Source organism: Enhydrobacter sp., from assembly GCA_025808875.1.
Taxonomy (GTDB): domain Bacteria; phylum Pseudomonadota; class Alphaproteobacteria; order Reyranellales; family Reyranellaceae; genus Reyranella.
Map to the genome: position 1 here is coordinate 2,208,988 of CP075528.1, position 25,777 is coordinate 2,234,764.

26 protein-coding genes are annotated in these 25,777 nt (G+C 67.1%); 13 read left to right on the plus strand and 13 right to left on the minus strand.

The window, feature by feature from the left end:
- Positions 1 to 58 precede the first annotated feature (58 nt).
- Entirely contained in the window at positions 59 to 595 is a 537-nt protein-coding gene (locus KIT25_10880) for a cysteine hydrolase (GenBank protein UYN97402.1), read from the minus strand.
- 10 nt (positions 596 to 605) lie between these two features.
- Entirely contained in the window at positions 606 to 1,805 is a 1,200-nt protein-coding gene (locus tag KIT25_10885) for a citrate synthase family protein (protein ID UYN97403.1), read from the minus strand.
- Positions 1,806 to 1,892: 87 nt separating this feature from the next.
- Here KIT25_10885 and KIT25_10890 point away from each other — a divergent pair, with 87 nt between their 5' ends.
- Entirely contained in the window at positions 1,893 to 2,978 is a 1,086-nt protein-coding gene (locus KIT25_10890) for a citrate synthase/methylcitrate synthase (GenBank protein UYN97404.1), read from the plus strand.
- Between the two features lie 10 nt (positions 2,979 to 2,988).
- On the opposite strand, the gene KIT25_10895 is transcribed toward KIT25_10890, so the two are convergent.
- The 3 genes from KIT25_10895 to KIT25_10905 are packed head-to-tail and all read right to left on the minus strand — an operon-like array spanning position 2,989 to position 4,973.
- Positions 2,989 to 3,522 carry a cytochrome b gene (locus tag KIT25_10895; GenBank protein ID UYN97405.1) on the minus strand — a complete coding sequence of 178 codons (534 nt, stop codon included), beginning with the start codon at positions 3,520 to 3,522 and terminating at the stop codon, positions 2,989 to 2,991.
- Positions 3,509 to 4,093 carry a YceI family protein gene (locus tag KIT25_10900; GenBank protein ID UYN97406.1) on the minus strand — a complete coding sequence of 195 codons (585 nt, stop codon included), beginning with the start codon at positions 4,091 to 4,093 and terminating at the stop codon, positions 3,509 to 3,511. Before KIT25_10900 ends, KIT25_10895 begins: the two co-directional genes overlap by 14 nt.
- On the minus strand, positions 4,083 to 4,973 hold the full coding sequence (locus KIT25_10905; GenBank protein ID UYN97407.1) for a phytanoyl-CoA dioxygenase family protein: 891 nt from the start codon (positions 4,971 to 4,973) through the stop codon (positions 4,083 to 4,085). The genes KIT25_10900 and KIT25_10905 overlap by 11 nt, the downstream gene beginning before the upstream one ends.
- Positions 4,974 to 5,017: 44 nt before the next feature.
- Between KIT25_10905 and KIT25_10910 the strand changes: the two genes are divergently transcribed.
- The 4 genes from KIT25_10910 to KIT25_10925 are packed head-to-tail and all read left to right on the plus strand — an operon-like array spanning position 5,018 to position 8,062.
- Positions 5,018 to 5,650 carry a hypothetical protein gene (locus tag KIT25_10910; protein UYN97408.1) on the plus strand — a complete coding sequence of 211 codons (633 nt, stop codon included), beginning with the start codon at positions 5,018 to 5,020 and terminating at the stop codon, positions 5,648 to 5,650.
- 11 nt (positions 5,651 to 5,661) lie between these two features.
- Entirely contained in the window at positions 5,662 to 6,477 is an 816-nt protein-coding gene (locus KIT25_10915; GenBank protein ID UYN97409.1) for an amidohydrolase, read from the plus strand.
- Positions 6,474 to 6,875, plus strand: a complete 402-nt coding sequence (locus KIT25_10920) for a FixH family protein (protein UYN97410.1) — start codon at positions 6,474 to 6,476, stop codon at positions 6,873 to 6,875. The genes KIT25_10915 and KIT25_10920 overlap by 4 nt, the downstream gene beginning before the upstream one ends.
- 8 nt (positions 6,876 to 6,883) lie before the next feature.
- Positions 6,884 to 8,062, plus strand: a complete 1,179-nt coding sequence (locus KIT25_10925; protein UYN97411.1) for a hypothetical protein — start codon at positions 6,884 to 6,886, stop codon at positions 8,060 to 8,062.
- A 13-nt stretch (positions 8,063 to 8,075) separates the two neighbouring features.
- On the opposite strand, the gene ruvX is transcribed toward KIT25_10925, so the two are convergent.
- Together ruvX and KIT25_10935 are read right to left on the minus strand one after the other, a co-directional pair.
- Positions 8,076 to 8,552 carry a Holliday junction resolvase RuvX gene (gene ruvX, locus KIT25_10930; protein ID UYN97412.1) on the minus strand — a complete coding sequence of 159 codons (477 nt, stop codon included), beginning with the start codon at positions 8,550 to 8,552 and terminating at the stop codon, positions 8,076 to 8,078.
- Entirely contained in the window at positions 8,540 to 9,295 is a 756-nt protein-coding gene (locus tag KIT25_10935) for an alpha/beta hydrolase (GenBank protein ID UYN97413.1), read from the minus strand. Before KIT25_10935 ends, ruvX begins: the two co-directional genes overlap by 13 nt.
- A 49-nt stretch (positions 9,296 to 9,344) precedes the next feature.
- On the opposite strand from KIT25_10935, the gene KIT25_10940 reads away from it, so the two are divergent.
- The 5 genes from KIT25_10940 (at position 9,345) to KIT25_10960 (ending at position 16,101) form a co-directional block, all read left to right on the plus strand.
- Complete coding sequence (locus KIT25_10940; protein ID UYN97414.1) at positions 9,345 to 11,861, plus strand: cation:proton antiporter; 2,517 nt, start codon at positions 9,345 to 9,347, stop codon at positions 11,859 to 11,861.
- 63 nt (positions 11,862 to 11,924) lie between these two features.
- Positions 11,925 to 12,242 carry an Asp-tRNA(Asn)/Glu-tRNA(Gln) amidotransferase subunit GatC gene (gene gatC, locus KIT25_10945; GenBank protein UYN97415.1) on the plus strand — a complete coding sequence of 106 codons (318 nt, stop codon included), beginning with the start codon at positions 11,925 to 11,927 and terminating at the stop codon, positions 12,240 to 12,242.
- Positions 12,243 to 12,244: 2 nt separating this feature from the next.
- Entirely contained in the window at positions 12,245 to 13,717 is a 1,473-nt protein-coding gene (gatA, locus tag KIT25_10950; GenBank protein ID UYN97416.1) for an Asp-tRNA(Asn)/Glu-tRNA(Gln) amidotransferase subunit GatA, read from the plus strand.
- A 21-nt stretch (positions 13,718 to 13,738) separates the two neighbouring features.
- The gene (locus KIT25_10955; GenBank protein UYN97417.1) at positions 13,739 to 14,350 is read left to right on the plus strand and encodes a LysE family translocator; all 612 of its coding nucleotides are present in this window, start codon (positions 13,739 to 13,741) and stop codon (positions 14,348 to 14,350) included.
- Between the two features lie 32 nt (positions 14,351 to 14,382).
- Positions 14,383 to 16,101, plus strand: coding sequence for an amidohydrolase family protein (locus KIT25_10960; GenBank protein UYN97418.1), 1,719 nt, complete (start codon positions 14,383 to 14,385; stop codon positions 16,099 to 16,101).
- On the opposite strand, the gene KIT25_10965 is transcribed toward KIT25_10960, so the two are convergent.
- Complete coding sequence (locus KIT25_10965) at positions 16,102 to 17,112, minus strand: tripartite tricarboxylate transporter substrate binding protein (protein ID UYN97419.1); 1,011 nt, start codon at positions 17,110 to 17,112, stop codon at positions 16,102 to 16,104.
- A 174-nt stretch (positions 17,113 to 17,286) separates the two neighbouring features.
- Between KIT25_10965 and gatB the strand changes: the two genes are divergently transcribed.
- The gene (gene gatB, locus KIT25_10970; GenBank protein ID UYN97420.1) at positions 17,287 to 18,735 is read left to right on the plus strand and encodes an Asp-tRNA(Asn)/Glu-tRNA(Gln) amidotransferase subunit GatB; all 1,449 of its coding nucleotides are present in this window, start codon (positions 17,287 to 17,289) and stop codon (positions 18,733 to 18,735) included.
- Here the strand turns inward: gatB and KIT25_10975 are convergent.
- Positions 18,701 to 20,611, minus strand: coding sequence for a glycoside hydrolase family 15 protein (locus KIT25_10975; GenBank protein UYN97421.1), 1,911 nt, complete (start codon positions 20,609 to 20,611; stop codon positions 18,701 to 18,703). The two genes, gatB and KIT25_10975, sit on opposite strands and share 35 nt — an antisense overlap.
- A complete protein-coding gene (locus KIT25_10980) occupies positions 20,608 to 21,624 on the minus strand; it encodes a glucose 1-dehydrogenase (GenBank protein ID UYN97422.1) in 1,017 nt (338 codons plus the stop codon). The genes KIT25_10975 and KIT25_10980 overlap by 4 nt, the downstream gene beginning before the upstream one ends.
- 137 nt (positions 21,625 to 21,761) lie before the next feature.
- Here KIT25_10980 and KIT25_10985 point away from each other — a divergent pair, with 137 nt between their 5' ends.
- Complete coding sequence (locus tag KIT25_10985) at positions 21,762 to 22,529, plus strand: N-acyl homoserine lactonase family protein (GenBank protein ID UYN97423.1); 768 nt, start codon at positions 21,762 to 21,764, stop codon at positions 22,527 to 22,529.
- Between the two features lie 21 nt (positions 22,530 to 22,550).
- Here KIT25_10985 and KIT25_10990 read toward each other — a convergent pair whose 3' ends face one another.
- From KIT25_10990 to KIT25_11000, 3 genes are read right to left on the minus strand one after another with little or no spacing between them, the layout of a single operon-like run.
- Positions 22,551 to 23,303 carry a hypothetical protein gene (locus KIT25_10990; GenBank protein ID UYN97424.1) on the minus strand — a complete coding sequence of 251 codons (753 nt, stop codon included), beginning with the start codon at positions 23,301 to 23,303 and terminating at the stop codon, positions 22,551 to 22,553.
- A gap of 24 nt (positions 23,304 to 23,327) precedes the next feature.
- Positions 23,328 to 23,516, minus strand: a complete 189-nt coding sequence (locus KIT25_10995; GenBank protein ID UYN97425.1) for a hypothetical protein — start codon at positions 23,514 to 23,516, stop codon at positions 23,328 to 23,330.
- A gap of 37 nt (positions 23,517 to 23,553) precedes the next feature.
- Positions 23,554 to 24,603, minus strand: coding sequence for a GTP-binding protein (locus KIT25_11000; GenBank protein ID UYN97426.1), 1,050 nt, complete (start codon positions 24,601 to 24,603; stop codon positions 23,554 to 23,556).
- An 87-nt stretch (positions 24,604 to 24,690) separates the two neighbouring features.
- Between KIT25_11000 and KIT25_11005 the strand changes: the two genes are divergently transcribed.
- The gene (locus KIT25_11005; protein UYN97427.1) at positions 24,691 to 25,773 is read left to right on the plus strand and encodes a cyclase family protein; all 1,083 of its coding nucleotides are present in this window, start codon (positions 24,691 to 24,693) and stop codon (positions 25,771 to 25,773) included.
- Positions 25,774 to 25,777 lie beyond the last annotated feature (4 nt).

Sequence of the window (25,777 nt, forward strand, 5' to 3'; positions counted from 1 at the left end):
GTTAAGCACGCACGCGCGCCGCCCGCAAGGCGGCGTTTTGGTGGATAAGCGCCCCGCTTCAGTTCGGCCGTATATCGTCGCACGGCGCCACGGTCGCGGGTCCCGCCGGCGCCAGGAAGTCGGCCCAGATGGCGTTGTGGTGCGCGATGATCTGGTGCGCAGCGAGATGGGGCCGGTCGCTGGTCGTGTGACCGTCCGATGGCACGATCGTGCGCCAGCTGCGCGCGAGCGCGCTACGCACCGTCGTGTCGACGCAATAGTCGGTGGCGCAGCCGGTGACGATCAGGCGGCCGACGCGCCTCGCCAGCAGGAATTCCTGCAACGTCGTGTCCAGGAAGGCATCGCACGAGCGCTTGCGGATCACGGTGTCGCCTGGCTGAAAATCGAGTTCGTCGAGCAACTTCCATCCCGGCGCGTCGGGATGGTGAGGATCGCCGTCTGGCCCGTCGTGCTGGATGAAGACCACGGCGCCGCTTTGGCGCACTCCGGCGGCCAGACGATTGAGCCGTCGAACGAGCCCCGGTGTGTCGTAGCGGCGCGAACCCGGCCCGAACGAGCCCTTCTGCATGTCGATCACGATCAGGGCATCGGTCATCGGCGGTTCCTCATACAGCGGGTCGCGGTCCCGTATAGCGCGCGCGCGGCCGGATCAAGCCGCCGGTCGCGCCCTGTTCGAGGGCATGGGCGATCCAGCCGACGGTACGGCCCAGCAGGAACAGGGCGAGCGCCGAGTCCTCGGGTAGGCCGAGCGCGCGTTCGAGCGTCACCGTCGCGAAGTCGATGTTCGGCTTGCGCCCGGTCAGCCGTTCGGCCGCTTCCGCAATTCGCAGCGCAAGGGCGAGTTCAGACGAACCCGCCAGCCCTTCTCGCGCCATGTCGAGCAGCGTCTGCGCGCGTATGTCGCCGTCGGGATAGAGCGGATGCCCGAACCCCGGTGGGCGACCCGATGCCCCGATCCGTCGCCCGAGCTCGCCCTCGAGATCGGGTTCCCCTCGCAACTCATCGAACAAGGCGGCGACGCGGCGGGTCAGACCGCCGTGCCGCGGGCCGTTGATCGCCGCCAGGCCGGCCAGGGTCGAGGCATGGAGGTTGGCCCCGGTGGAAGCGACGACGCGGGCGGCGAAGGCGGATGCATTGAATTCGTGATCGGCCGACAGCACCAAGGCCGCGCGGAGCAGCGGCACGTGCTCGCGCGGCACGTTCCAGGCGGCGGCGAGCTGTTCGTGCACGGCGGCGGCCGAGATCGGTTCTCGGGTCACTGCCGCGGTCAGCAGGCGCAGGATGCGCACGCCGGTCTCGAGCATCGCGCCGTGATCCTCGACCCAGCTCGGATGATCCCAGCGCGCCGCCGCGGGCAACAGGATCAGGCAGCGGTCGATCTGCGACAGGCTCGCGGTGGCCTGCCAGGCGCTGCGCAACGCCGTCGACATCGCGGGCAGGTTGCCGGCGGCGAACGGGCGGTCGTCGCACTCCCACAGGAGCTGCGCGACCTGCTCGAGCGAGCTGCTGCGCGCGAGCCGGGCCGCGTCGTGCCCCCGATAGTAGAGGTGGCCGGCCTCGATCAGGGTGAGGGCCGATTCGAGCACCGGCGTTCCGAAGTCGAGCGCGTGCGCCGCGATCGCTTCGGCCTTGCGCCCGACATCGCGGCGGCGCTTGAGACGTGACACGTCGTCGGCCCGGTAGCGGCGCTCGCGTTGGCCGGGCGCCCCCTCCGAGCGCAGCAGGCCGCGACTCACATAGGCGTAGAGGGTCGCCGCCGACACGCCGAGCCGGCGCGCGGCCTCCTTGGAGCTCAGCCATTCCATGCTCATTTCTTATTATTGATCGTATCCATCAATATTGACAATATATATGACTGACCGGAAATACCTTCGAAGACAAGGAGGGATTCCATGCTGCAGACACGGGTGAACAGTGGCCTCGACGGCGTGGTCGTCGCCGACACCGTCATGAGCGAGGTCGACGGCGAGGAAGGCCGGCTGGTCGTGCGCGGCCACGCGCTCGAGGAACTGATCGCGACGCGCGGCTTCGAGGGTGTCGCCGCCCTGCTGTGGGAAGGTTTCGCCGAAGGCGGTGGCGACGAGACCGCGGTGCGACGCGGACTGGCGCAGGCGCGGCTGCGCACCCATGCCGACGTGCCCCGTCTGCTGGCCGCGGCCGCGGGTCTGACGCCGATCGAGGCCTTGCGCGTCGGTCTTGCGATGCTGTCCGACGGCGAACGCATGCCGCATCACTTCCTGGTGTGCGGCGCACTGCCGGTGTTTCTCGCGGCGTTGCTGAGCAGGGAGAGGGGCGTCGCGCCGTTGGCGCCCGATCCCGCGCTGACGACGGCGCAGGATTTCCTGCGCATGGTGCGCGGCCAGCGCGCCGGCCTGGCGTTCGAGAAGGCGCTCGACGCCTATCTCGCCACCATCGCCGACCACGGCTTCAACGCCTCGACCTTCACCGCGCGTGTCGTCGCCTCGACGCGGACCGGGCTCGTTTCGTCCGTCGTCGCCGCGCTTTGCGCCCTCAAGGGCCCGCTGCACGGCGGCGCGCCCGGCCCGGTGCTCGACATGCTCGACGAGATCGGCGACGCCGCGCGGGCCGAGGCGTGGTTCGACGATGCCTTCGGCAGGGGCGTGACGCTGATGGGCTTCGGTCATCGCATCTACAAGGTGCGCGACCCACGCGCCGACGTGCTGAAGCGCACCGTCGCCTCGCTGCCGGCGACGGCGGGACGGCTCGCCTATGCCAGCGCCGTCGAGCAGGGCGCCATCGCCGCCCTGCGCAAGCACAAGCCCGGCCGCCGGCTCGACACCAACGTCGAGTACTACACGGCGCTGCTGCTGGAAGCGCTCGAGATCCCGCGGACCGCCTTTACCGCGCTGTTCGCCGTCGGCCGCGTCGCCGGCTGGTGCGCCCACGTCTTCGAGCAGGAGAAGGCCGGTCGCATCATCCGCCCGCAATCCAACTACGTCGGGCCGCGTCCGTCCTGAGCGCGCGGCGTCACGGCCACATGCGGCGGAAGATGCCGTCGCGCCGCAGTACGTCGTGGCGCAGAACGGCCAGCACGTGCAGAGCGACCAGGGCGATCAGCAGCCGCGACAGGATGCGGTGGCTCGTGCGCAGGGCGGCGAAGAGCTGCTGGTCGCGCGGCACGAGGTCGGGCAGCGGCAGGATGCCGAACCACACCACGGCCACTCCGCCGGCCGAGCTCATGAGCCAGCCCGTGACAGGCATGGCGAGAAGCAGCGCGAGCAGGCTGCCATGGGCGAGCGGCGCGAGGCGCTTTTCCCACGGCGCGATCCGGTCGGGCAGGGGCGGCGGCGGGAAACGCCGACGCCAGAACAGGCGGGCGACAGTGAGCGCGAGAACGAGCAGGCCGATCCATTTGTGCCAGGCGTAGGCCTGCAGCTTGGGCAGGCCGAACGGCAAGCCCGTCATCCATAGCCCGACCATCAGCAATCCCAGCACCAGCAGCGCGGTCAGCCAGTGCAGGAGCTTGGCGAGCGGGTGGTGGCCCGGCTCAGCGCCAGGCATCGGTGCGGATCGTGATGTCGACGGTGTCGCCGACGACGTCGACGAACCTGGTCATGCCGAACTCGGAGCGTTTGATGCTGCCGGTGCCGCGGAAACGCGCATAGGGCCGGCCGGACGACGCATCCGCCCCGCGGTCGGTGACCGACACGTCGAGCGTCATCGGCCGGGTGACGCCGCGCAGGGTGATGAGACCCTCGACCTTCAGGGTCGTCTCGCCGGTGCGCTCGATGCGGGTCGAGCGGAAGCGCATTTCGGGGTGGTTGGCGACATCGAAGAAGTCGGGTTCCTTCAGCATCGCGGTTTGCTGGGCGTCGAGCATGTCGATGCTGGCGGTGCGCACCGTCACCTCGACGCTGCTGCGCGGCACGTTCGCCTCGTCGACATGGACGAAGCCGCGCCAGTCCTTGAAGCTGCCCGTGGTGCGGAAGATGCGCGAGTCGCCGATCGCGAAGTCGATGGTGCCGCGCCCGGCGCCGATGTTGAGGGGTTGCTCGGCACGCGCCGCCCGGAGGGCGGGAAGGCAGCACGCCAGCCCGCACAGCACGGCGCGGCGGGCGATGCTAGACCGCACGAACCTCGCGCTCCTCGTGGGTCGCGAAGAAGCGGCTGCCCACGCCGCGCTGGTTCTCATAGATCGAGCCCTGATGGTCGGCCGGGGGCAACGGCAGGCGCACCGGCGCGGCAGAGAGGCGCGGCTCGATGGTCGGCTCGCCGAGCACGAGGCGGCGATTGAAATCCTCGAAGTCGGCGACCCCGAGCAGCGGCCAGGCATCGGCCGCCGTGTATTCGTGCAGCAGCAGCCGACGCTGGCGATTGGAGCGGTTCAGCGCCGAGCCATGCACGAGCCGGGCATGATGGATCGTCATCGACCCCGCCGGGCCGGTGAGCGGCACGGCCTTGGAAAAATCCAGGCCGCAGGCCTCGGGATCCATGGCGCCGCAGAACCGGCCTTCGGCATGGTGATCGTAGGTGGGACCATGGTGCGTGCCCGGCAGCACGAGCAGCGGGCCGTTGTCGAGGTCGCAGTCGTCGAGGTAGATGCCGGTCGCCAGCACGTCGTCGTTGGTGTGCGGATAGAACGCCCAGTCCTGGTGCCACTCGACCGGCGAGCCGTAGCCCGCCGACTTCATGTTGAGCTTGCCGCCGTACAACCTGATGTTCGGCCCGATCAGCTGCGAGAGGATCGACGTGATCCTGGAGTCGCGTGTTAGCGCCCTGAAGAACTCGTAGCGCCGGAAGATCACCGGCTTGAGCCGGCGCACGCGCGGCAGCGCGGGGCTGTGGCTGGGCTCGAGATCGTAGAGGTCGTCGTTGGCCGCGACGCCGCGGGCCTCCTCGACGATCCGGTCGGTGAGGGCACGCAATTGGGCGAGTTGCTCGCCCTCGATCAGCCGCGGGATCACGAGGTAGCCGTCGCGGCGATAGGCTTCTATCTGGTCCGGCGTGAGCATGCGAAAGCATAGCACGAGACGGAGCCTTGGCCGATAATCACCAAATGGCGATCCGTGCCCTCTTTCCGACACAGGTCTATCGCGCCGCACTCGGCGGAAAGGGGTGGCCGCGTTTCCAGGCCGCGCTTGCCGACGAGTGCCGCAGCCTCGCCGTGTCGGACGCCGCCGGGCGGCGCTGGTCAGCGCGACACTATCTCGGTGGCTATACCTCCTATGGCTCGCTCGACCGCCTGCACCTCGTCTCCTCGCTGTTCGCCGACCTCGCGCGGCGCCTGCGGCCGCACGTCGAATCGTTCGCCCGCGCGCTGCACTACGATCTGCGCGGGCGCGCCCTGACGATGACCGACTGCTGGGTGAACGTCATGCCGGCGGGCGTGGTTCACTCGCTGCACCTGCACCCCGCCTCGTTCGTCAGCGGCACCTACTACGTGACGGTGCCGAAGGGAGCGGGGGCGCTGAAGTTGGAGGATCCCAGGCTGCCGGCCTTCATGGCGGCGCCGCCGCGCCGCTCGGACGCACCGGCCTCCCACCAACATTTCGTGAGCCTGCCCGCGCGGGCGGGCGACGTGATATTGTTCGAGAGCTGGCTGCGCCACGAGGTGCCGCCGGCGCGGTATGCCGGCGAGCGGATTTCGGTCAGCTTCAACTACGCCTGCGCCGCCAAGCCCCGACGCTGAGGACCCGCCCCATGCGCCTGCTGCTCGTCTGCCTGTCGCTGCTCCTCGCCGGCACCGCCGCGCGCGCCGACGACGAGATGCCGATCTTCGACGCGCACCTGCACTACAGCCACGACGCCTGGCAGGTCGTGCCGCCCGCGGCCTTCATCGAGATCCTCAGGAAGGCGGGCGTGCGCCGCGCCCTGGTGTCGAGCTCGAACAACGAGGGCACGCGCATGCTGCAGGAGGTCGCGCCCGAGCGCATCATCGCCGAACTGCGGCCGTATCGTTCGCGCGGCGAGCTTTCCTCGTGGCTGCGCGACACGACGGTCCTGCCCTTCCTCGAAGACCTGCTGGCGCGGCGCAAGTACGTCGCCATCGGCGAGTTCCACGTGTTCGGCGCCGACGCCGACCTGCCCAACGTGCGCGGCGTCGTGGCTCTGGCGAAGAAGCACGGCCTGTGGCTGCACTCGCACTCCGATTCCGCTGCGGTCGAGCGCCACTTCCAGCAGGATCCCGACGCCAAGGTGCTGTGGGCCCATTCGGGATTCGATTCTCCATCCAACGTGGCGGCGATGCTGCGACGCTATCGCAATCTCTACTGCGACCTCGCGTTCCTCACCGCGCACGCGTCGAACGGCAAGGTGACGACCGGCTGGCGCGAGTTGTTCCTCGAGTTCCCCGACCGCTTCATGGTCGGCACCGACACCTTCACGCCCGAGCGGCTGCATTACATCGTCGAACATGCGCGGTGGTCGCGTCAGTGGCTGTCGGACCTGCCGCGCGACGTCGCCGAGAAGATCGGTTTCCGCAACGGTGAGCGCCTGTTCGGCGGCTCGGGACAGTGAGGCGTCTCTGCGGACTTGTCGCTGCCCTGCTCTCGACGCCCGTCTGGGCCAGCTGTCCGCTCGACCCCGGCGTCGGCACCGGCTGGGTTGCCTTTTCCAACCACTACATGGTCGCCTTCCGGGCCGATCCTCTGCGAGTGGAGACGGGTGTGCCGTTCGCGCTGGTCATGAACGTCTGCAGCAAGAACGGGCAGCCGGCGGAACTGGTGGCGGTCGACGCCTGGATGCCCGAGCACAGGCACGGCATGAACTACAGGACGACGATCGTGCCCGGACAGGACGGCCGCTACAGGGTCGAGGGCCTGCTGTTCCACATGCCCGGCCGCTGGGAGGTGAATTTCGACGTTCGCTCCGGCGAGGAAACGGAACGGCTCAGTCACGACATCCTGCTCAACTGACGTGCGCCTTGCTGTCGCTGCCGGCGTTCGTGACGATGCTCGTGTTGGCGCTCGCCGCCGCGCCTGCAACAGCGCGCGATACGGTTCACTGGACCGAGCCGGAGATTGCGCGGATCGCGAGCCACGGCCCGTGGCCGCCGGGGCCGGTGCGCGATCCGTCGAACCGTGTTGTCGGCAAGCCCGAAGCGGTCGCGCTGGGCCACCGCCTGTTCGACGATTCCCGTCTGTCGGCGGACGGCCGCATGGGCTGCGCCGATTGCCACCAGCCCGGCCGCGACTGGCGCGATGGCAGGCCGCTCGCGCGAGCCGGCGCCGAGCTGGACCGGCGCACGCAGTCCCTGTGGAACGTCGGCTATCTCCACTGGTTCGGCTGGGATGGCGCGGCCGACTCGCTTTGGATGCAGAGCCTGCGCCCGATCCTCGATCCGCGCGAGATGGGCGGCAGCCTGGCGGCGGTCGCCTCGCTGATACGCTCCGATCGTCAGTTGAGCTGCGGCTACGAGCGGGCGTTCGGTAGTGCACCGCCGTCCGAGGACGAGAAGGTCGTCGTCGATGTCGCCAAGGCGCTGGCGGCGTTCCAGGCGACACTGGTCTCGCCACGCACGCCGTTCGACGACTTCCGCGATGCGCTGGTCGCCGGCGACGCGGTGCGCGCCACCGCCTACCCGCAGGCGGCACAGCGCGGCCTCCGGATCTTCATCGGCAAGGGCGATTGCAGCACCTGCCATGTCGGGCCGCTGTTCACCAACGGCGAGTTCGGAGATGTCGGCATCCCGTTCTTCCGCAAGGACGGCAGCGTCGATCCCGGCCGCTTCGGCGGGTTGGAGAGGCTGCGGGCGAGTTCCTTCAATCGCCTCGGCGCGCACAGCGACGATGCCTCGGGGCGGGGCGCGATGCGCACGCGCCATGTCGAGCGCCAGCATCGGAACTACGGCGAATTCCGCGTGCCCGGCCTGCGCCAGGTCGGCCGCACGGGGCCCTACATGCACAACGGCAGCGTGGCGACGCTGGAGGACGTGGTGAAGCACTATTCGGAGGTCAGCCCCGACCGCCTGCACAGCGACGGCGTGCCCCTGGTCCGGCCGCTCGGACTGTCGAGCGAGGAGCGCTCCGATCTCGTCGCCTTCCTGCGCTCGCTCGACGCCGAGGTTCCGCCGATGCCGCCGCCGCCGGACTTGTGTCCTTGAGCCCGGCGGCGGATCAACGCAGGCGGGCGAGGGCGCTTTCCAGGATCCAGGCGGCTGCCGCCGCGTCGACACGTTCTGCGCGTTTGGCGCGGCTCATGTCGTAGTCGTCGATCATGCCGCGGGTGACGGCGGCCGTGCTCATGCGCTCGTCCTGGAACGCGATGGGCAGGGTGGCGAGTTCTGCCGGCCCGTGCAGGGCAATGTTGACGGCGAACTGGCGCACCGACTGGCAGCGCGGTCCCTCGCTACCGTCCATGTTCAGCGGCAGGCCGATCACGAGCCCCTTGATCTGGAACTGTCGTGCGAGATTGGCGAGCGAGTCGAGATCGGCACGGAGCTTGCCGCGCTTCACCGTCGAGTGAGGCGTTGCCAACCGCCTGGTCACGTCGGAGGTCGCAATACCGATCGTCTTGCTGCCGACGTCGAGACCCATCAGGCGGCCGTCCCCGCCGAGGCTCGTGCCGAATTCGTCGAGTGTCAGGACAGCCATGAAACGACGTCATCCGCGATGTCGCGCCATCCCGGCTGGCCGAGCACCCAATGGCCCTGCCCGGCATATTCCCGGTAGTGCGCCCTCGGGCCGAACAGGCGCGCCGCGCGGCGGACGACGCCGGGCGGCGTCAGCTTGTCCTTCTCCGCGGCCACGAAAAGCAAGGGAACGGTGACGCTTTTCGGATCGACCTTTGCGGCACGCCGCGAATCGAGCCAAGGCAGGGCGATCTCGAACAGCGCGCGTCCTGATTCATGGACGAAGGCTTCGGCGAGCGGTGTCGCCTCGGCCGGGTCCATGGTGTTGAAGGTATAGGCGAGTGACTCCGCCGTGGTCGCACGATGCGGCTTGCGCCACCAGCCCCAACTCAACTGGGTGCGCGCAAAGGCGGCGAGGTTCGAGGGGCGGATTGCGATCACGCTGGAAGGCGGCGCGGGGGTCAGCAGTACGCCCTTCGCGGCGAGCCCGCGCGCGCACAGCAGCAGGGCCAACAGTCCGCCCATCGAATGGCCGATCACGACCGGCTTCTCCGGCAGCTTGCGGATTTCCGCCTCGAGGTCGGCGATGTAGTCGAGCAGGCTGGTGGTGCCGAGACCGGCGGGGGCGACATGCGGCGGCGCGTCGTGATGGCGCAGGTCGGGAACCACCGTCTGCCAACCATGAGACTGGAGGAAGCCGCTCCAGTTGTTCCAGACGGCGGACGTCCCCCACATGCCGTGGATCACAAATGCCAAGCCAGCCATGTACGCGGTTATAGGCTGACAGCCACGACAGGCAAGGTATGGTCGGTTCGTGTCGGAAATCTTCTATGTCCTGCTCGCGATCGCCGTCGTCCTGACGATCGTCAGCCTGCTGGTGCCCTTGGCGGAGCGGCTGCGGCTGCCGCATACCGTGCTTCTCGCGGTCACCGGCGTGACTCTGGGTCTGACCGGTTCCTGGTTCGCACGGGACGGCGTCAAGCTAGGCCCGGTGGGCGATCTTTTTGCCGGTCTCGAGCAGCTCGAGGTGGGCACCGACTACTTTCTGCCGCTCTTCCTGCCGCCGTTGCTGTTCACCGCCGGCCTGATGATCAACGTCCGACGGCTATGGGACGAAATCTCCGCCGTCCTGCTGATGGCGATCGTGGCGGTGGTGGTGTGCATCGTCGTGGTGGCGGGCGTGGTACACGTCGCCACCGGCGTCGACATCGTCGTGTGCATGCTGCTGGGGGCGATCGTCTCGACGACCGACCCGGCGGCGGTGATCGGCATCTTCCGCGACGTCGGCGCTCCCAAGCGACTCTCGATCCTCGCCGAGGGCGAGTCGTTGTTCAACGACGCGGTCGCCATCGCGACCTTCACCTTCTGCATCCAATTCCTGGCGGCGAGGGCGTCGCCGGAAGTCTCGGGCGTTGCGTCTGAAGGGCTGGCAGGCCTCGTCCACCATTTCGTCTACGAGTTCATCGGCGGCATAGTTTTCGGCGTGCTGATCGCGCGAGCTGCCGTTTTCATTCTGCCGCGTCTTGGGCATTCGAACGCGGCGATCGCCTCGGTGACGGTGAGCCTCGCTTATCTCAGCTATCTGATCGCCGACCACTACCTCCAGGTTTCGGGTGTCGTGGCGGTCGTCATGGCGGCGCTCACCATCGCCGCCTACGGTCCCACCCACCTCCATCCGCGGCAGTGGACGGCACTGCAGCAGATCTGGCACCAGCTCGAGTTCTGGAGCAACTGCCTGATTTTCGTGCTGGCCTCGATGGTGGCGGCGACGGTGCTGCCGCGAGTCGGCTGGTTCCACGTCTGGGGCATGTGCGCGGTCGCGGCGGGCGCGATGCTGGCGCGCACGCTGGTGGTGTTCGGCATGCTGCCGGTGCTCGAGCGCGTCCGCTTCGTGGCGCCGGTCGACGTCCGCTACAAGACGATCCTGGTGTGGGGTGGGTTGCGCGGTGCCGTGACGATCGTACTCGCGATGGTCGCCGCGGGCGACGATCGCCTGCCGCAGTCGATTCGCGAATTCACCGCCTTGCTGGCCATCATGTTCGTGTTGTTCACGCTCTTCGTGAACGCAACCAGCCTCGGTGTCGTCATGCGCCTGCTCGGGCTCGACAAGCTGACCCATCTGGAGCTCGCGTTGCGCGACCGCGTTCTGGCGCTCTCGCGCATCAACGCCGAACGCCACCTCGAGGAGGTGATGCGGCGGCACAATGCGCTCGTCGACGGCATCGACGTGGATCCGGCGTCGGCCGGCGAGGCCAAGGTCGACGATACGCCGCCCGATCTGGCGCTCAGCCTGGAAGAGCGGCTGAGGGTCGGCCTGCTCACGCTCTGCACGCAGGAAAAAGAGCTCTACCTCGAGCTGTTCGAGCAGCAGACATTGTCCCGCCGGATGATCGCACGCTTCACGGCGCGGGCCGACCGCCTGATAGACGCGGTTCGCGACGGTGGCGCCACGGCTTATGTCGAAACCCTGCAGAAGTCCGCGCTGCCCGACCATTGGTTCCGGCTGGCTCTCTGGGCGCACCGCCGTCTGGGCTACGAGCATGCGCTGACGCGCGAACTCGCCGACCGCTTCGAAACCCTCATGGTCTCGCAGGACGTCCTGGCAGAGCTCGCCGTCTTCAATCTGCAGTCGGTGGCCGACCTGGTGGGACGGGAAGCCGAGGAGCGGCTCGGGCAGATGATCGACAATCGCCGCCGCTTCGTCGACGATGCCTTGCGGGCGCTGTCGCTGCAGTATCCGGGCTACGCCACCGCGATCCGGGACCGTCAACTCGAGCGCGCCGCGATCCGCTTCACGTCCATGGAGTATGCCCAGCGCCTGCGCGATTCGGTGATTAGCCGTGAAGTCTACGATGACCTGCGTGAGGAACTGAACGAGCGACGCAAGGCGGTGAGCGGCGACCTGCCGCTCGATCTCGGACTCCAATTGGCCGGCATGATCGAGCGCGTTCCGTTGTTCTCGGGGCTCGATGCGCAGGCGGTGCGTGAACTAGGGAAGAGTCTGCGGCCGGTCGTTGCGCTGCCCAATGAGAAGATCGTCGCGAAAGGGGGAGCGTCCGACGCGATGTACTTTATCGCGGCAGGCGCGGTGACAGTGCATGCGGCGGGGCGGCCGATCGTGCTCAGGGAAGGTGCGTTCTTCGGCGAGATGGGGCTGCTGAGCGACCAGCCGCGCAACGCCGACGTCGTTTCCCACGGCTACAGCCACCTGCTGATGCTGTCGCGGCGGGACTTTCGGGCGCTCCTCGGCAAGCGGCCGGACGTGCGCGGCGAGATCGAGGCCATGGCTGCGCGCCGTGTCGCCGAGAACGAGGGTCAGGCATCGCCGTAGTCGGTTGCCCGAGCGGCCCAAACCCTGTACCAACCGCGCCGGATTTGGATCGCGGAGCAGAGGATGTCGCTCGACAAGGACACGGTGGCGCGCATCGCGCGGCTCGCCCGTCTGAAGGTGCCAGAGGAGGAACTCGCGCCGCTGGCCAGCGAGCTGTCTGGAATTCTCGCCTGGATCGAGCAATTGAACGAGGTCGACACCGGCAACGTCGAGCCGTTGTCGAGCGTCTCCGACGTGACCCTGCCGATGCGCGCCGACAAGGTGACCGACGGCGGCATCGCCGGGAAGGTTCTGGCCAACGCCCCGGGCGGTGCGGTCTATATAGAACCGACCGACAAGAACGCCGGTGGCTTCTTCACCGTGCCGAAGGTGGTGGAATAGGCATGGCCGCTCTCACCGATCTCACCGTCGCCGGCCTTCTGGAGGCGATGAAGAGGAAAGAGGCGAGTGCCGTCGAGGTGGCGGACGCGCACCTCAGGAAGCTCGACGAGCATCGTGCGCTCAACGCCTTCATCAAGGAGACGCCGGACCGGGCGCGCGAGATGGCCAAGGCCTCCGACGCGCGTCGCGCCAGGGGCGAGGCGGGCCTGCTCGAAGGCGTGCCGCTCGCCATCAAGGATCTGTTCTGCACCGACGGCGTGCAGACGACGGCCGCCTCGCACATCCTCGAAGGCTTCGTGCCCCAGTACGAGAGCACGGTGACCGCCAATTTGTGGAAGGCGGGCGCCGTCATGGTCGGCAAGACCAACCTCGACGAGTTCGCCATGGGCTCGTCGAACATGACGAGCCATTTCGGCGGCGTGGAGAATCCGTGGAAGCGCCGCGGCGACAACCGCAAGCTGGTGCCCGGCGGCTCGTCGGGCGGGTCGGCGGCGGCGGTCGCGGCCTACATGGTGCCGGGCAGCACCGGCACCGACACCGGCGGCTCGATCCGCCAACCGGCCGCGTTCTGCGGCATCGTCGGGCTGAAGCCGACCTACGGCCGCTGCTCGCGCTGGGGTGTCGTGGCGTTCGCGAGCTCACTCGACCAGCCCGGACCGTTCGCGCGCACTGTCGAGGACGCGGCGATCCTGCTGCAGGCGATGGCCGGGCACGATCCCAAGGACTCGACCTCGGCGCCGTTGCCGCTTCCCGACTTCGTCGCTGCCGCGCGCAACCCCGACATCAAGGGCATGAAGGTCGGCATTCCCAAGGAATACCGCGTCGACGGCACATCGCCCGAGATCGTGGCGCTGTGGGACAAGGGCATGGCGATGCTGAAGGCGGCGGGGGCACAGCCCATCGAGGTGTCGCTGCCGCACACCAAGTACGCCCTGCCGGCCTACTACATCGTGGCGCCGGCGGAGTGCTCGTCCAACCTCGCGCGCTACGACGGCGTGCGCTACGGCCTGCGCGTGCCCGGCAAGGACCTGATCGAGATGTACCAGAACACGCGCGGGGCGGGCTTCGGCAAGGAAGTGCGCCGGCGCATCATGATCGGCACCTACGTGCTGTCGGCCGGCTACTACGACGCCTATTACAAGAAGGCGCAGCAGATCAGGTCGCTGATCGCGCGCGACTTCCGCGAGGCCTTCGAGAAGTGCGACGTGTTGCTGACGCCGACGGCGCCGACCGCGGCCTTCGCCGTCGGTGAGAAGATGGACGATCCGGTGACCATGTACCTCAACGACATGTTCACCATCCCTGCCTCGATGGCGGGCCTGCCCGGCATTTCGGTGCCGGCCGGCCTCGACAAGGACGGCCTGCCGCTCGGCCTGCAACTGATCGGCCGCGCCTTCGACGAGGAAACGATGCTGCGCGCAGCGGTAGCGCTCGAGAAGGCGGCGGGATTCACGGCAAGGGCGGCGGGGTACTAGGCGCGGGAGGAAAAGTAAGGGATGTCGCTGGATCTATACATTGCATATCTCTTCGCGTGCCTGATCGTAGTCATTGTCCCAGGTCCGACGGCGACATTGATACTCGCCAACTCCATTCGTCACGGTATGCGGGCCGGACTGATGAATGTGCTCGGTACGCAGATTGGTCTTGCGATCATGATCGGCTTGGTGGGCATCGGCCTGACGTCGCTGATCGAGGCGATGGGACAATGGTTCGACTGGCTACGACTCGTCGGCGCGGCCTACCTTGTGTGGTTGGGATGGCGGATGATCCGTTCTGGCAGTGTCGGCAAGGAAGTCCCGGCTCCCCGGCCGCCGAGCAGCGGGTTTGTGAGCCAGGGTATGTTGGTGGCGCTTAGCAATCCAAAGACACTGCTGTTCTTTGGCGCTTTCTTCCCGCAGTTCATCGATCCGGCGCGCGATCACGGTCTGCAGATCCTGATCATGGGGCTCACGGCAATGCTTCTTGCGGCCCTCTCCGATAGCGCCTACGCCATCGCCTCGGGCCGAGCCGGTCGCGTCCTTTCCGCCCATCGAGTGCGTATGGTGTCGCGTGTCGGCGGCGGAATGTTGATTGGTGGCGGCCTATGGCTGGCGTTCACCCGACGCTGACGGTTACACTCTCGCCAATTGGGGAGTGAACCATGGCCGACTACGATCTGGTTGTGCGCGGCGGGTCCGTTGCTGACGGCACGGGCGCGACGCTGCGCGAGGCCGATGTCGCGGTGAAGGACGGAAGGATCGTCGCCGTCGGCAAGGTGAGCGGCCAGGGCCGCGAGGAGATCGATGCGCGTGGTCTTCTGGTCACCCCGGGTTTCGTCGACATCCACACGCACTACGACGGCCAGGCGACCTGGGACTCCCGGCTGCAGCCCTCGAGCTGGCATGGCGTCACCACGGCGGTGATGGGCAACTGCGGGGTCGGTTTCGCGCCGGTGAAGGTCGAGGATCGCCAGCGACTGATCGAACTGATGGAAGGTGTCGAGGACATTCCTGGTGCTGCGCTCGACGAGGGCCTCGCATGGTCGTGGGAGTCCTTCGGACAGTATCTCGATGCACTCGAGGCGCGGCCGCGCGACATGGATCTCGGCGCGCAACTGCCGCACGGCGCGTTGCGCGTGTTCGTCATGGGCGAGCGCGCCGCGCGGCTGGAAGAGGCGACCGAAGCGGAGGTCGCGCAGATGCGGTCGCTGGCTGCCGGAGCGATGCGTGCCGGCGCGCTCGGCTTCTCGACGTCGCGCACATTGAACCATCGCACCGTGAAGGGCGACCCGACGCCGTCGCTGCGCGCCTCCGAAGCCGAGTTGCTGGGCATCGCGCTCGGCATGAAGGATGCGGGGTCGGGCGTGATCGAATTCATCTCCGACTTCAACACGCCGGACCCCGAGAGCGAGTTCGCGATGATCGATCGCCTGCTGACGGCGTCGGGCCGTCCGTTCTCGGTGTCGCTGGCGCAGCGCCATTCCCGGCCCGACGGCTGGCGCCGTTTGCTTGGTCTGGTCGAGGGGCTGGCCGTCAAGGGACACTCGGCCAAGGCGCAAGTGGCACCGCGGCCGATCGGCGTGCTGCAGGGCCTGCAAGCGAGTCGTATCCCGTTCTCGATGTGCCGTTCCTACAAGGAGATCGCGCACAAGAGCGTCGCCGAGCGCCTGTCGATCCTGCGCGACTCGGCTTTTCGTGCAAAGCTGCTCGCTGAAGCGCGCCAGCCGCTGCGCTCGGAGATGGCCGCACGGCTTGCCGACTACGATCGCATGTTTCCGCTCGGTGACCCGCCGGACTACGAGCCACCGCAGGAAAGCTCGTTCGGTGCCCGCGCGCGTTGCGAGGGCCGCGATCCGCGCGAAGTCATCTACGACTATCTCATCGAAGGCGACGGCCGGAACTTCATCTTCTCGCCCTTCGCCAACTACGCCGCCTACAACCTCGATTGCTGCAGCGAGATGATGCAAAGCCCGCACACGCTGATCGGGCTCGGCGACGGCGGTGCGCATGTCGGCCTGATTTCCGACGGTTCGTTTCCCACCTCGCTGCTGGCGCACTGGGGACGGGACCGCAGGAGCGGGCGGCTCGATGTGGCGTGGCTGGTCAAGCGCCAGACGCTCGACAATGCGCGCGCCGTCGGTCTGCACGACCGCGGCGTCGTTGCGCCCGGAAAGAAAGCCGATCTCAATGTCATCGACTTCGGCAAGCTGCGCGTCGAGGCACCGGTGATGAGGTGGGACCTGCCGGCCGGCGGCAAACGGCTGCTGCAGCGCGCGACCGGCTATCGCGCCACGGTCGTCTCGGGCGAAGTCACCTATCGCGACGGCGAACCCACGGGCGCCCTGCCAGGCAGACTGGTCAGGGGCCCGAGGGCGGCGTGATCAGCCCGCCGTGATCTTGTTTTCCTTGATCACCTTGCCCCAGACTTCGAGCTCCTTCTTGATGAAGGCTTGGAAGTCCGCCGTCGAGGGCAGCGTGATCTCCATGTCGTACAGGCCGACGAACTTGTCGGTCACGTCCTTCTCGCGCACCGCCTTGCTGATCGCCGCGTGCATCTTGTCGACGATCGGCTGGGGTGTGCCAGCGGGCGCATAGACGCCCCACCATGAGTACGACGGCAGCGACTTCACGCCCTGCTCGGTGAGTGTCAGCGTATCGGGCGCAAGCGCGCTGCGCTTGGCGCCGGTGACGCCCATCAGCTTCAATTTCCCTCCCCGGACGTGCGGCATCATGTTGGCAAGGCTCGTGACCGTGAGGTCGATGTTGCCGGCGAGCGCATCCTGATAGAGCGGTCCGCCTCCCTTGTAGGGGATGTAGTTAAGCTGGAATCCGTTCTCCGACTGCAGGAAGGCGATGAAGATCTGGGCAAGGCTCGAACCCAGCGAACCAATGGCGATCTTGCCGGGTTCGGCCTTGGCCGCCTTGATGGCCCCGGCGAAATCGTTGTAGGGGCGCGACGGATGGGCGGCGATGCCCTGCGCGCTGCGGCCGATCTGTGTCACCGGCATGAGCTGATTGTCCTTGTAGGGCATCTGCTCGTTCAGCAGCGGATTGATGATGTGGTTGTCGAACACGAACAGCCATGTCTGGCCGTCCGGCGGCGAATTGGCGGCGACCGCCGCGCCGACCATGCCGCTGCCGCCCGCCTTGTTCTCGACCACGATGTTCCAACCGGTCTGCTCGGTCATCTTCGCCTGGATGATACGGGTGATCGGGTCGGTCGAGCCGCCGGGCGGGAACGGAACGACGAATTTGACGGTGCCTTTGGGCCAATCGGATTGGGCGCGCGCGATCGCAGGCGCACCGAGAGTCGCGGCAACTGAGCCGGCCAAGACGGCGCGGCGACGCAATACAGACATTTTACAACCTCCCAGGTATTTATTTATTTGCATGGGGAGCCTATCCCGTTGCGGCCGGCCTGCAAGGGGAATTAGTCGTCGTCGACGTGCTCGAGCCGGTGTTCGGTCACGGCTTGGCCGATGTCGTCATGCGCACGGCTGACGACCGCCGATCCGGCGGGCGCCGCAAGCATGGACAGGCCCGGCGCAAGCCCCTATTTAGCCGCCATGTCACTCCTGAAGGGCGAAACGGGCGATTGGGAGATCGTGCTCGGGCTGGAAGTCCACGCCCAAGTTGTCTCCGACGCCAAGCTGTTCTCCGGCGCGCCGACGGCGTTCGGCGCCGATCCCAACACGCAGGTGTCGCTGGTCGACGCCGCCATGCCGGGCATGCTGCCGGTCATCAACGAGCGCTGCGTCGAGCAGGCGGTGCGCACCGGTCTCGGTCTCAACGCCCGGATCAATCTGCGCTCGGTGTTCGATCGCAAGAACTACTTCTACGCCGATCTGCCGGCCGGCTATCAGATCTCGCAGTACAAGGATCCGATCGTCGGCGAAGGCGAGATCGAGATCGACCTCGAGGGCGGCAAGACGCGCACCATCGGCATCGAGCGACTGCATCTCGAGCAGGATGCCGGCAAGAGCCTGCACGACCAGCATCCGTCGCAGACTTATGTCGACCTCAACCGCTCGGGCGTGGCGCTGATGGAGATCGTCAGCAAACCCGACATGCGCTCGGCCGACGAGGCGGCCGCCTATCTCGCCAAGTTGCGCTCGATCGTACGCTATCTCGGGACATGCGACGGCAACATGGACGAGGGGTCGATGCGCTGCGACGTCAACGTGTCGGTGCGCAAGCCGGGCGGCGCACTCGGCACGCGCTGCGAGATCAAGAACGTCAACTCGATCCGCTTCGTCAGGCAGGCGATCGAGTACGAGGCGCGCCGTCAGGTCGAGATCATCGAGGGCGGCGGCAAGATCCAGCAGGAGACTCGGCTGTTCGATCCGGGCCGGGGCGAGACGCGCTCTCTGCGCTCCAAGGAGGACGCGCACGACTATCGCTACTTCCCCGACCCCGACCTGCTGCCGCTGGTACTGACGCAGGACTATGTCGACGGCATCAGGGCGACCCTGCCCGAGCTTCCTGACGTCAAGAAGAACAGGTTCACCGAGGAATACGGCCTGTCGATCTACGATGCCGGTGTGCTGGTGGCCGAGAAGGAGACGGCGGAATTCTTCGAGACCGTCGCCAGGGGGCGCGACGCCAAGCAGGCGGCCAACCTGGTGACGGGCGACTTCTTCGCCATGCTCAACAGGCGCGGCGTCGGCATCGGCCAGTCGCCGGTCAGCGCCGACCATCTCGGCAAGCTGCTCGACCTGATCGCCGACGGCACGATCTCCGGCCGCATCGCCAAGGACCTGTTCGTCGTCATGGAGGAGACCGGCAAGGATCCCGCGGCGCTGGTCGAGGAACGCGGCCTGAAGCAGGTCACCGACACCGGCGCCATCGAGGCCGCGATCAAGGCGGTGATCGACGCCAACCCCGACAAGGTTGCAGCCTACAAGACCAAGCCGACGTTGTTCGGCTGGTTCGTCGGCCAGGTGATGAAGGCGACCGGCGGCAAGGCCAACCCGAAGGCGGTCAACGAGACCCTGAAGAAGATGCTGGACGGCTAAGCACCTCGGCGCCGGGCTCGGGAGCGGCGGGTCCGCTGCCCGGTGTCTGCGGCTGCCTGGGGGCCTCGGGTGAGTGGATCGGTTCGGCCTGTGCACGCTGTTCGGCCGGCTTGACGAACCGGGTCAGGTTGAAGGCCGTGTTGATCAGCGCGACGTGGCTGAAGGCTTGCGGGAAATTGCCGATCTGGCGCTTCGCGGTCGTGTCGTACTCCTCGGCCAGCAGGCCGAGATCATTGCGAACCGCCAGCAGACGCTCGAATAGGCGCTCGGCGTCGGCGTGCCGTCCGATGGAGACATAGGCGTCGGCGAGCCAGAAGCTGCAGGCCAGGAACGCGCATTCGCCCGGCCTCAAGCCGTCATCGACCTGCACCGTGTCGTAGCGCAGCACGAAGCCGTCGACGCAGAGTTCGCGCTCGATCGCCTCGACCGTGCCGATGAAGCGTGGATCCTGCGGCTCCACGAAGCCGACCTCGGCGAGCAGGAGCAGGCTGGCGTCGAGCGAGGCCTCGTCGTAGGCGGCGCGGAAGCAGTTGTGCTCGCGATCGAAGCCGTGCTCGCAGACTTCGGCATGGATCCGATCGCGTGTCGCCCGCCAACTTTCGACCGGTCCGTCGAGGCCATGACGCTCCACCGCCTTGACGGCGCGGTCGAGGGCGACCCAGGCCATGACCTTCGAGTAGGTGAAGTGCCGGGGCGGGCCACGGACCTCCCAGATGCCGTAGTCGGGCCTCGTCCAGTTTCGCGCGACGTGATCGACGAGTGCCTTCTGGAGTTCCCAGCCGCTCTCGGTCGGGGCGATCTCGCCCTGGCGTGCCTGCTCGAACGTATCCATCAGCTCGCCATAGACATCGAGTTGGAATTGCTGGTGAGCGGCATTGCCGACGCGCACCGGCCGCGAGCCGAGATACCCCGGCAGCCAGTCCACCGACCATTCCGTGAGGCGGCGCTCGCCCTTGAGGCCGTACATGATCTGCATGTCGGACGGCGAACCGGCGACCGCGCGTTGCAGCCAGTCACGCCACGACGAGGCTTCGTCGTAGACGCCGGCATTCATCAGCGCCAGCAGGGTCAGGGTGGAATCGCGGATCCAGCAATATCGGTAGTCCCAGTTGCGCGCACCCCCCGCCAGTTCGGGAAGCGACGTGGTGGGAGCGGCCACGATGCCGCCGCTCGGGGCATAGGTCAGCGCCTTCAGGGTGATGAGCGAACGCCGCAGGGCCTCGGAGTAGGGGCCTCCGGTGCGGGTGCGCGCCGTCCAGTCGCGCCAAAAAGACTCGCACTCGGTCAGTGCGTCGCGGCCGTCGATCGGCGGCGGCGGCGGCAGGTGCGATGGCGTATAACTCAGGGCGAATGGAACCGTCTCGCCTTCATGAACGGTGAAGTCGGCGACGGTGGTGAAATCCCGTCCCTTCAGACGAACCGGCGCGCGCAGCAACACCATGTCGGGCCCGGCGACCGCGCGCAGCGTCTTGTCCTCCAGCGACGTGACCCACGGCCTCGTGCAGCCGTAGCCGAAGCGCAGCACCAGCTCGAGTTTCATCTCGACCGTGCCGCGCTCGCCGACGACCAGGCGCACCAGGTCCGACGTGCGCTCCCGCGCCAGCATGAAGTCGATCAGTCTCGCCGTGCCGGTCGGCGTCTCGAAACGGGTCTCGAGCACCAGCGTGTCGGTCCGATAGCGCCGTGTCACGTCGACCGCTTCACTTCGCGGCGCGATCAGCCAGCGGCCGTTGCCGGCGTCGCCGAGAAGGGCCGCGAAGCAGGCGTCTGAGTCGAAGCGCGGCCAGCACAGCCAGTCGATCGAGCCACTGCGGCAGACCAGTGCGGCGGTCTGGCAGTCGCCGATCAGCCCGTAGTTCTCGAGCGGTGCGTTCATGGTCCGTCTCCGTCAAACGTCAGCACTACCTTGACGTCGCCGGAGCGGCGTTCGAAGGCCTCGTGCCAGCGCGCGAGCGGAACACGCCGCGTGATGAGTCCGGCCAGCCAGTCCGGATCGGCCATGGCAAGCGACCGCTCGGCCAGTTCATAGTGCCGGCGGTTGGCATTGACCGATCCGAAGACCAGGTCGTTGCGCAGCACCATACTGCGATTGAAGGCGCCGGCATCGAACGGCAGGGCTTGGCCGGGGCTCGATATCCCGGTGAGGCAGACGATTCCCGCGCTCGACGTCCGTGACAGCATATCGACGACGACGGCTGGCGCGCCGGTGCACTCGATGACGATGTCCGGTGCAAGGTCGTCGGGAATATCGATCGCATGATGGGTGCCGCCCAATGCACGCACGAGCCCGGGCTTCGGGCCGGCGCGATTGCGGTCGAAGACATGCAGATCGAGGCCGCGCTGGCGCGCCATCAGGGCAGCGAGCAGACCGACCGGGCCCGCGCCGGTGACCAGGACGCTGCGGGGCCTCCAGCTGCGTGTACGTCCGCCCACGCGGTCGATGTGCTCCCAGGCCTTGGCGAGCACGCTCGCGGGTTCGAGCAGGACCCCGCACAGGCCGAGCGACGGCGCTACCTTCACGGCAAACTTCGGGTCGAGGTGGAAGCGCTCGGCGGCAAATCCGTCGAGGGCCTTGATACCGTGCTCGATGTAACGGCCGTTGCGGCACATGTCCCACTCGCCCTCGGCGCACGCGGCGCACGGCACGGGATCGGGATGGCGCACGATGCCGACGACGAGGTCGCCCGCGGCGAAGGAGCTCGCGGGCGGCGTGCTCAGCACGCGTCCGAGCGATTCGTGGCCCAGGACCAGTCGGTCGCTTCCGGTCGGCGAACTGCCGTAGGCGCCTTCGATGATCTCGCGGTCCGTGCCGCACACGCCGAGGGCGACGGCCTCCACGAGCAGTGCGGCGGCGTCGGATAGGGGCTCCGGCCTGTCGTCCAGGCGCACGGAGCGCGAGATACCGGGCGCGACGGTGATAACCTTCAAAAATTCCCACCCCAAAGCGCGGACACCGAGGACGATGGCGTGAACGTCCCGGCCCCTTCCGCGGTTCCGCGTGCTACGCTGCGGACAGGAGGCGATCGATGACGGCAAGGCTCTACGCGATGACGTGCGGGCGGTTGATCGGCCGCCTCAAGGACATGATCGAAGGCGAGGACGGTGCGGTGTCGCTACCGATTCCGTCCTACCTGATCGAGCACCCCAAGGGGCGCGCGTTGTTCGATACCGGCATGCACCCGCAGTGCCGCACCGACGCCACGGGCCGCCTCGGCGAGCGCGTCGCGCGCATTTTCGATTTCCGCGAGTACGGCGAAACCGACGACATCAAGGGTCGCCTGGAGACGATCGATCGCGACCCCGCCGGGGTGGACTATATCGTCAACTCGCATCTCCACTTCGACCACGCCGGCGGCAACGAACTCGTGCCCAATGCGACGGTAGTGGTGCAGAAGCGGGAGTGGCAGGCGGCGCAGGATGCCGAGACCGCCGCCAAGGTCGGCTTTTTCAAGGCCGATTTCGACCACGGCCACCCGGTCCGGCAAGTCGATGGCGAGCACGACCTTTTCGGCGATGGCAGTGTGGTCTGCATTCCGACCTATGGCCACACGCCGGGGCACCAGTCGCTCAAGGTGCGGACGGAGCGGGGCGAGGTCGTGCTCACCGGCGATGCCTGCTATTTCTGTCGGACTCTGCGCGAGCGGCGCCTGCCGCGCTTCGTCTACGATCGCGAGCAGATGAGGGCGTCGCTCGATCGGCTGGAAGCGCTCGAGAGAGGCGGTGCGAAACTGTTCTTCGGCCACGACCCCGACTTCTGGCGCGAGGTGCCGCAGGCGCCCGCCCCGGCCTTCTAAGGCGAGGAACGGCGCGCTCGATCAGGTTTGCGGAATGAACTCGATCATGAGGCCGCCGGTCTGCTCGGCCGGCACCACGACCCGGTCGCCTTCGGCCAGCGCGAACGACACGTTGTTCGCACGCAGCAGCGCCTGCAGCGGGCGGGGCCGCTCGACCGCGATCGAGACGCCGACGATCGACGGCCGCCGGGCCGGCACCATCGCCTCGATCGCCTTGTATTCGATCTGGTAGGCGGCGGGCGACCAGATCAGGAGCTCGACCGAACCGGTCTTGACCACGCAGCAACCGTCGAAGATCTCCTCCGTCGTCGCCTTCCAGGCGAGCTTGAGATCACGCGCCGTTGCGCGCGGGTCGTCGGTCACCGCATGGATCGCCATCATGCCCAGCGCCCCGTTGGGATGAACGATCCACTCTGGCTCCATGAAGGCATCCGGCGTGGTGTGCCGAATCGGCAGCCACGGCAAGGGACCCGCGCCGTCGCCCACGATCGTTTCCGCCTCGATCGTCATGCCATCCTCGGTTTCCCAACGGTGGGAGCGCGCCTCGCCGTCGAGTTCGGTGACGTTCATGGCAAGCATCATGGCTTGGAGGTCGCTCTCGAGGATCTCGATGTAATTGGGGATGTCGTCCTGCGCCGGTTGGAAACATATGCAACGTGGCTCGCTACCCTCGGGCGTGAGCGCGAATCCGACCTGCTGGAGTTTCGCCGCCATGCCGTCGGGGTCGGCCACGTTGATCGTCAGGTGATCGATGTCGCGGGCTGATATCTTCATGCCCGCTCATAGCGGGGAAGAGCATCATGCCTCCAGTGTTTTCTTCGTCGAGGGTGCGGCCAGGTCCATCGGGGCACCGACGGCGGATTCCAGCCGATCCGCCAGCGCATCGCCCGGCAGTTTGGGCGATGCGCTGGCGACCGGTTGGCTCAATTCCAATGCCGAGGGTTTCGCCTTCGATTCGTCGATGCCAGCGGTGTTCGAGCGGTTCACGCTGGTCTGGCCACCGCAATACGCCGACCCGGAGTAGCTATTCGATTTCGTGCCAGCTGGCTTCGACAGCCGTGCGATCGAGGTCGCGGGTGATAAAAACCAGGCGTGAGCGACGATCCTCGTCGGGCCAGCGCTCGAGCAACGTCGGCGGATGGAACGTGCGGTGAACGCCGTGGATCACCAGCGGCCGATCTTCGCCAGCGACATCGAGCACGCCCTTCACGCGCAGCAATCTGTCGCCCCAGCTCGCACGCACGGCCATGAGCCAGCGGTTGAATCTGTTCCACTCGAGCGGTTCCTCGAAGGTCAGGCAAAATGAGCCAATATGCCCATCGTGGCGTGAACGATCGTGATGATGCCCGTGGTCGTGATCGTGGTGGGTTTCATGGGCTTCGGCGTTGAGCCACTGCGTCACGCGATCGCCCTTGCCGGTGGGGTCGAAGGGCCCGGCGTCGAACAGCAGGGCGGGATCGATCTCGCCCTTCACTACTTCGAAGAGCTGGGCGCCGGGATTGAGCGCCTCCAGACGTGCCCTGAGCCGGGCGCTCGTCGCGGCGTCGGCGAGATCAGTCTTGCTGACCAGCAGGCGATCGGCGACGGCCGCCTGCTTCAGCGCCTCGGCGTGTTCGTCGAGTTGGCGGCCGCCATTGATGGCGTCGACCGTCGTGACCACGCCGTCCAGCCGATAGTCGTGGCTGATCATCGGATGATTGAGAAGGAGCTGCAGGATCGGCGCGGGATCGGCGAGGCCGGTGGTTTCGAGCAGGACGCGATCGAACGGGGGCATGTCGTTCGATGCGCGCCGGCGCGCGATGTCGCGCAGGGTCCGGTCGAGATCGCCCTGGATGGTGCAGCAAACACAGCCCGACTGCAGCAGGACCATGTCGCCCCGGACCGAGTCCACGAACAGATGATCGAGCCCGATCTCGCCGAACTCGTTCACGATCACCAGACTTCGGGCCATGCGCGCGTCGGCCAAAACGCGATTGAGCAACGTCGTCTTGCCGCTGCCCAAAAAGCCCGTGATCAGGGCCACGGGCATACGCCCGGCGGACTTATCCTCGTCGAACAGACTGGTACCTGGCATGTCGGTCAGGTTATGCGGGCCTGCAGCTTGACGCCAGCCGAGGACGGCGGGACGCTCGCGGCCTCAATAACAAAAGGAGGAGCGTCCATGGACTCGAGATACCTTCAGGACAAGGATGAGCTCAAGCAGCCAGGACAGGAAGTCGACGAGGATCGCCGCAATTTCCTGACCGCCGGGCTGGTCGGCGGTGCCGTCGCAGCCGGGACGCTGGTGGCGGGCGTGGCTCACGCCCAACAGGTCGCGCAGGCGCCGGCGCTTTCCGACAAGCCGTGGTGGCCGCACCCCAAGTGGGGCAAGGACGACCAGGCCGGCGCCTCGAACTGGATCACGCCGGCGAAGGTGCTGGATGCCGCGAAGCTGATCAAGGACGGCAAGATCTACCGGATCGGCAGGGTTTACGAATCGGGCATGCCGAAGTTTGGCGACCGCTCCTTCAGCCTGCGGATTCCCGGCACGCCGACCGGCGGCCCATTCGGCGCCAACAAGTTGATCTATCACGACGAGTTCCTGGCGACGGAGATCGGCCAGACCGGTACCCAGTTCGACGGCCTCGCCCACATCGGCATCCAGATGGGCAAGGACGGCGACATGAATGAGATGCGCTACTACAACGGTGTTACCGAGCTCGAGATGGCGAGCGGTTATGGCATGAAGAAGCTCGGCATCGAGCACGTGAAGCCATTCTTCACGCGTGGCCATCTGTTCGATGTACAGGCGGTCAAGGGCAAGATGATGGAGGCCGGAGAGGAGATCAAAGTCGCCGACCTGCGTGCGGCGCTGCAGAAGCAGAACATGCAGGAGAGTGACATCAAGGAGGGCGACGCAGTGTTCTTCAATACCGGATGGGGCCAGCTCTGGATGAAGAACAACGACAAGTTCAATGCCGGTGAGCCAGGCATCGGGCTTGAAGTGGCCAAGTGGTGCATAGACAAGGGCGTTTGCCTCACTGGTGCCGACCAGTGGGCGACCGAGGTTGTGCCCAATCCCGACAAGAACCTGGCGTTCGTCGTGCATAGCGAGCTGATCACGAAGCACGGCATCTTCAACCACGAGAATCTGGACTTCACGGCGCTGATCGCCGACCGCAAGTACCAGTTCGCCTACATCTTCTCGCCGGCACCCATCAAGGGTGCGACCGGCTCCAACGGTGGACCCATCGCCGTCACCTGATATC

What these genes read in the sequence shown, in the direction of transcription:
- KIT25_10975 (UYN97421.1), bottom strand. Translation starts at nt 20,611, where the DNA reads ATGAACGCACCGCTCGAGAACTACGGGCTGATCGGCGACTGCCAGACC.
- KIT25_10880 (UYN97402.1), bottom strand. Translation starts at nt 595, where the DNA reads ATGACCGATGCCCTGATCGTGATCGACATGCAGAAGGGCTCGTTCGGG.
- KIT25_10990 (UYN97424.1), bottom strand. Translation starts at nt 23,303, where the DNA reads ATGAAGATATCAGCCCGCGACATCGATCACCTGACGATCAACGTGGCC.
- KIT25_10905 (UYN97407.1), bottom strand. Translation starts at nt 4,973, where the DNA reads ATGCTCACGCCGGACCAGATAGAAGCCTATCGCCGCGACGGCTACCTC.
- KIT25_10955 (UYN97417.1), top strand. Translation starts at nt 13,739, where the DNA reads ATGTCGCTGGATCTATACATTGCATATCTCTTCGCGTGCCTGATCGTA.
- KIT25_10910 (UYN97408.1), top strand. Translation starts at nt 5,018, where the DNA reads ATGGCGATCCGTGCCCTCTTTCCGACACAGGTCTATCGCGCCGCACTC.
- KIT25_10935 (UYN97413.1), bottom strand. Translation starts at nt 9,295, where the DNA reads ATGGCTGGCTTGGCATTTGTGATCCACGGCATGTGGGGGACGTCCGCC.
- gatB (UYN97420.1), top strand. Translation starts at nt 17,287, where the DNA reads ATGTCACTCCTGAAGGGCGAAACGGGCGATTGGGAGATCGTGCTCGGG.
- KIT25_11000 (UYN97426.1), bottom strand. Translation starts at nt 24,603, where the DNA reads ATGCCAGGTACCAGTCTGTTCGACGAGGATAAGTCCGCCGGGCGTATG.
- ruvX (UYN97412.1), bottom strand. Translation starts at nt 8,552, where the DNA reads ATGGCTGTCCTGACACTCGACGAATTCGGCACGAGCCTCGGCGGGGAC.
- KIT25_10915 (UYN97409.1), top strand. Translation starts at nt 5,662, where the DNA reads ATGCGCCTGCTGCTCGTCTGCCTGTCGCTGCTCCTCGCCGGCACCGCC.
- KIT25_10985 (UYN97423.1), top strand. Translation starts at nt 21,762, where the DNA reads ATGACGGCAAGGCTCTACGCGATGACGTGCGGGCGGTTGATCGGCCGC.
- KIT25_10895 (UYN97405.1), bottom strand. Translation starts at nt 3,522, where the DNA reads ATGCCTGGCGCTGAGCCGGGCCACCACCCGCTCGCCAAGCTCCTGCAC.
- gatA (UYN97416.1), top strand. Translation starts at nt 12,245, where the DNA reads ATGGCCGCTCTCACCGATCTCACCGTCGCCGGCCTTCTGGAGGCGATG.
- KIT25_10965 (UYN97419.1), bottom strand. Translation starts at nt 17,112, where the DNA reads ATGCAAATAAATAAATACCTGGGAGGTTGTAAAATGTCTGTATTGCGT.
- KIT25_10885 (UYN97403.1), bottom strand. Translation starts at nt 1,805, where the DNA reads ATGGAATGGCTGAGCTCCAAGGAGGCCGCGCGCCGGCTCGGCGTGTCG.
- KIT25_11005 (UYN97427.1), top strand. Translation starts at nt 24,691, where the DNA reads ATGGACTCGAGATACCTTCAGGACAAGGATGAGCTCAAGCAGCCAGGA.
- KIT25_10890 (UYN97404.1), top strand. Translation starts at nt 1,893, where the DNA reads ATGCTGCAGACACGGGTGAACAGTGGCCTCGACGGCGTGGTCGTCGCC.
- KIT25_10960 (UYN97418.1), top strand. Translation starts at nt 14,383, where the DNA reads ATGGCCGACTACGATCTGGTTGTGCGCGGCGGGTCCGTTGCTGACGGC.
- gatC (UYN97415.1), top strand. Translation starts at nt 11,925, where the DNA reads ATGTCGCTCGACAAGGACACGGTGGCGCGCATCGCGCGGCTCGCCCGT.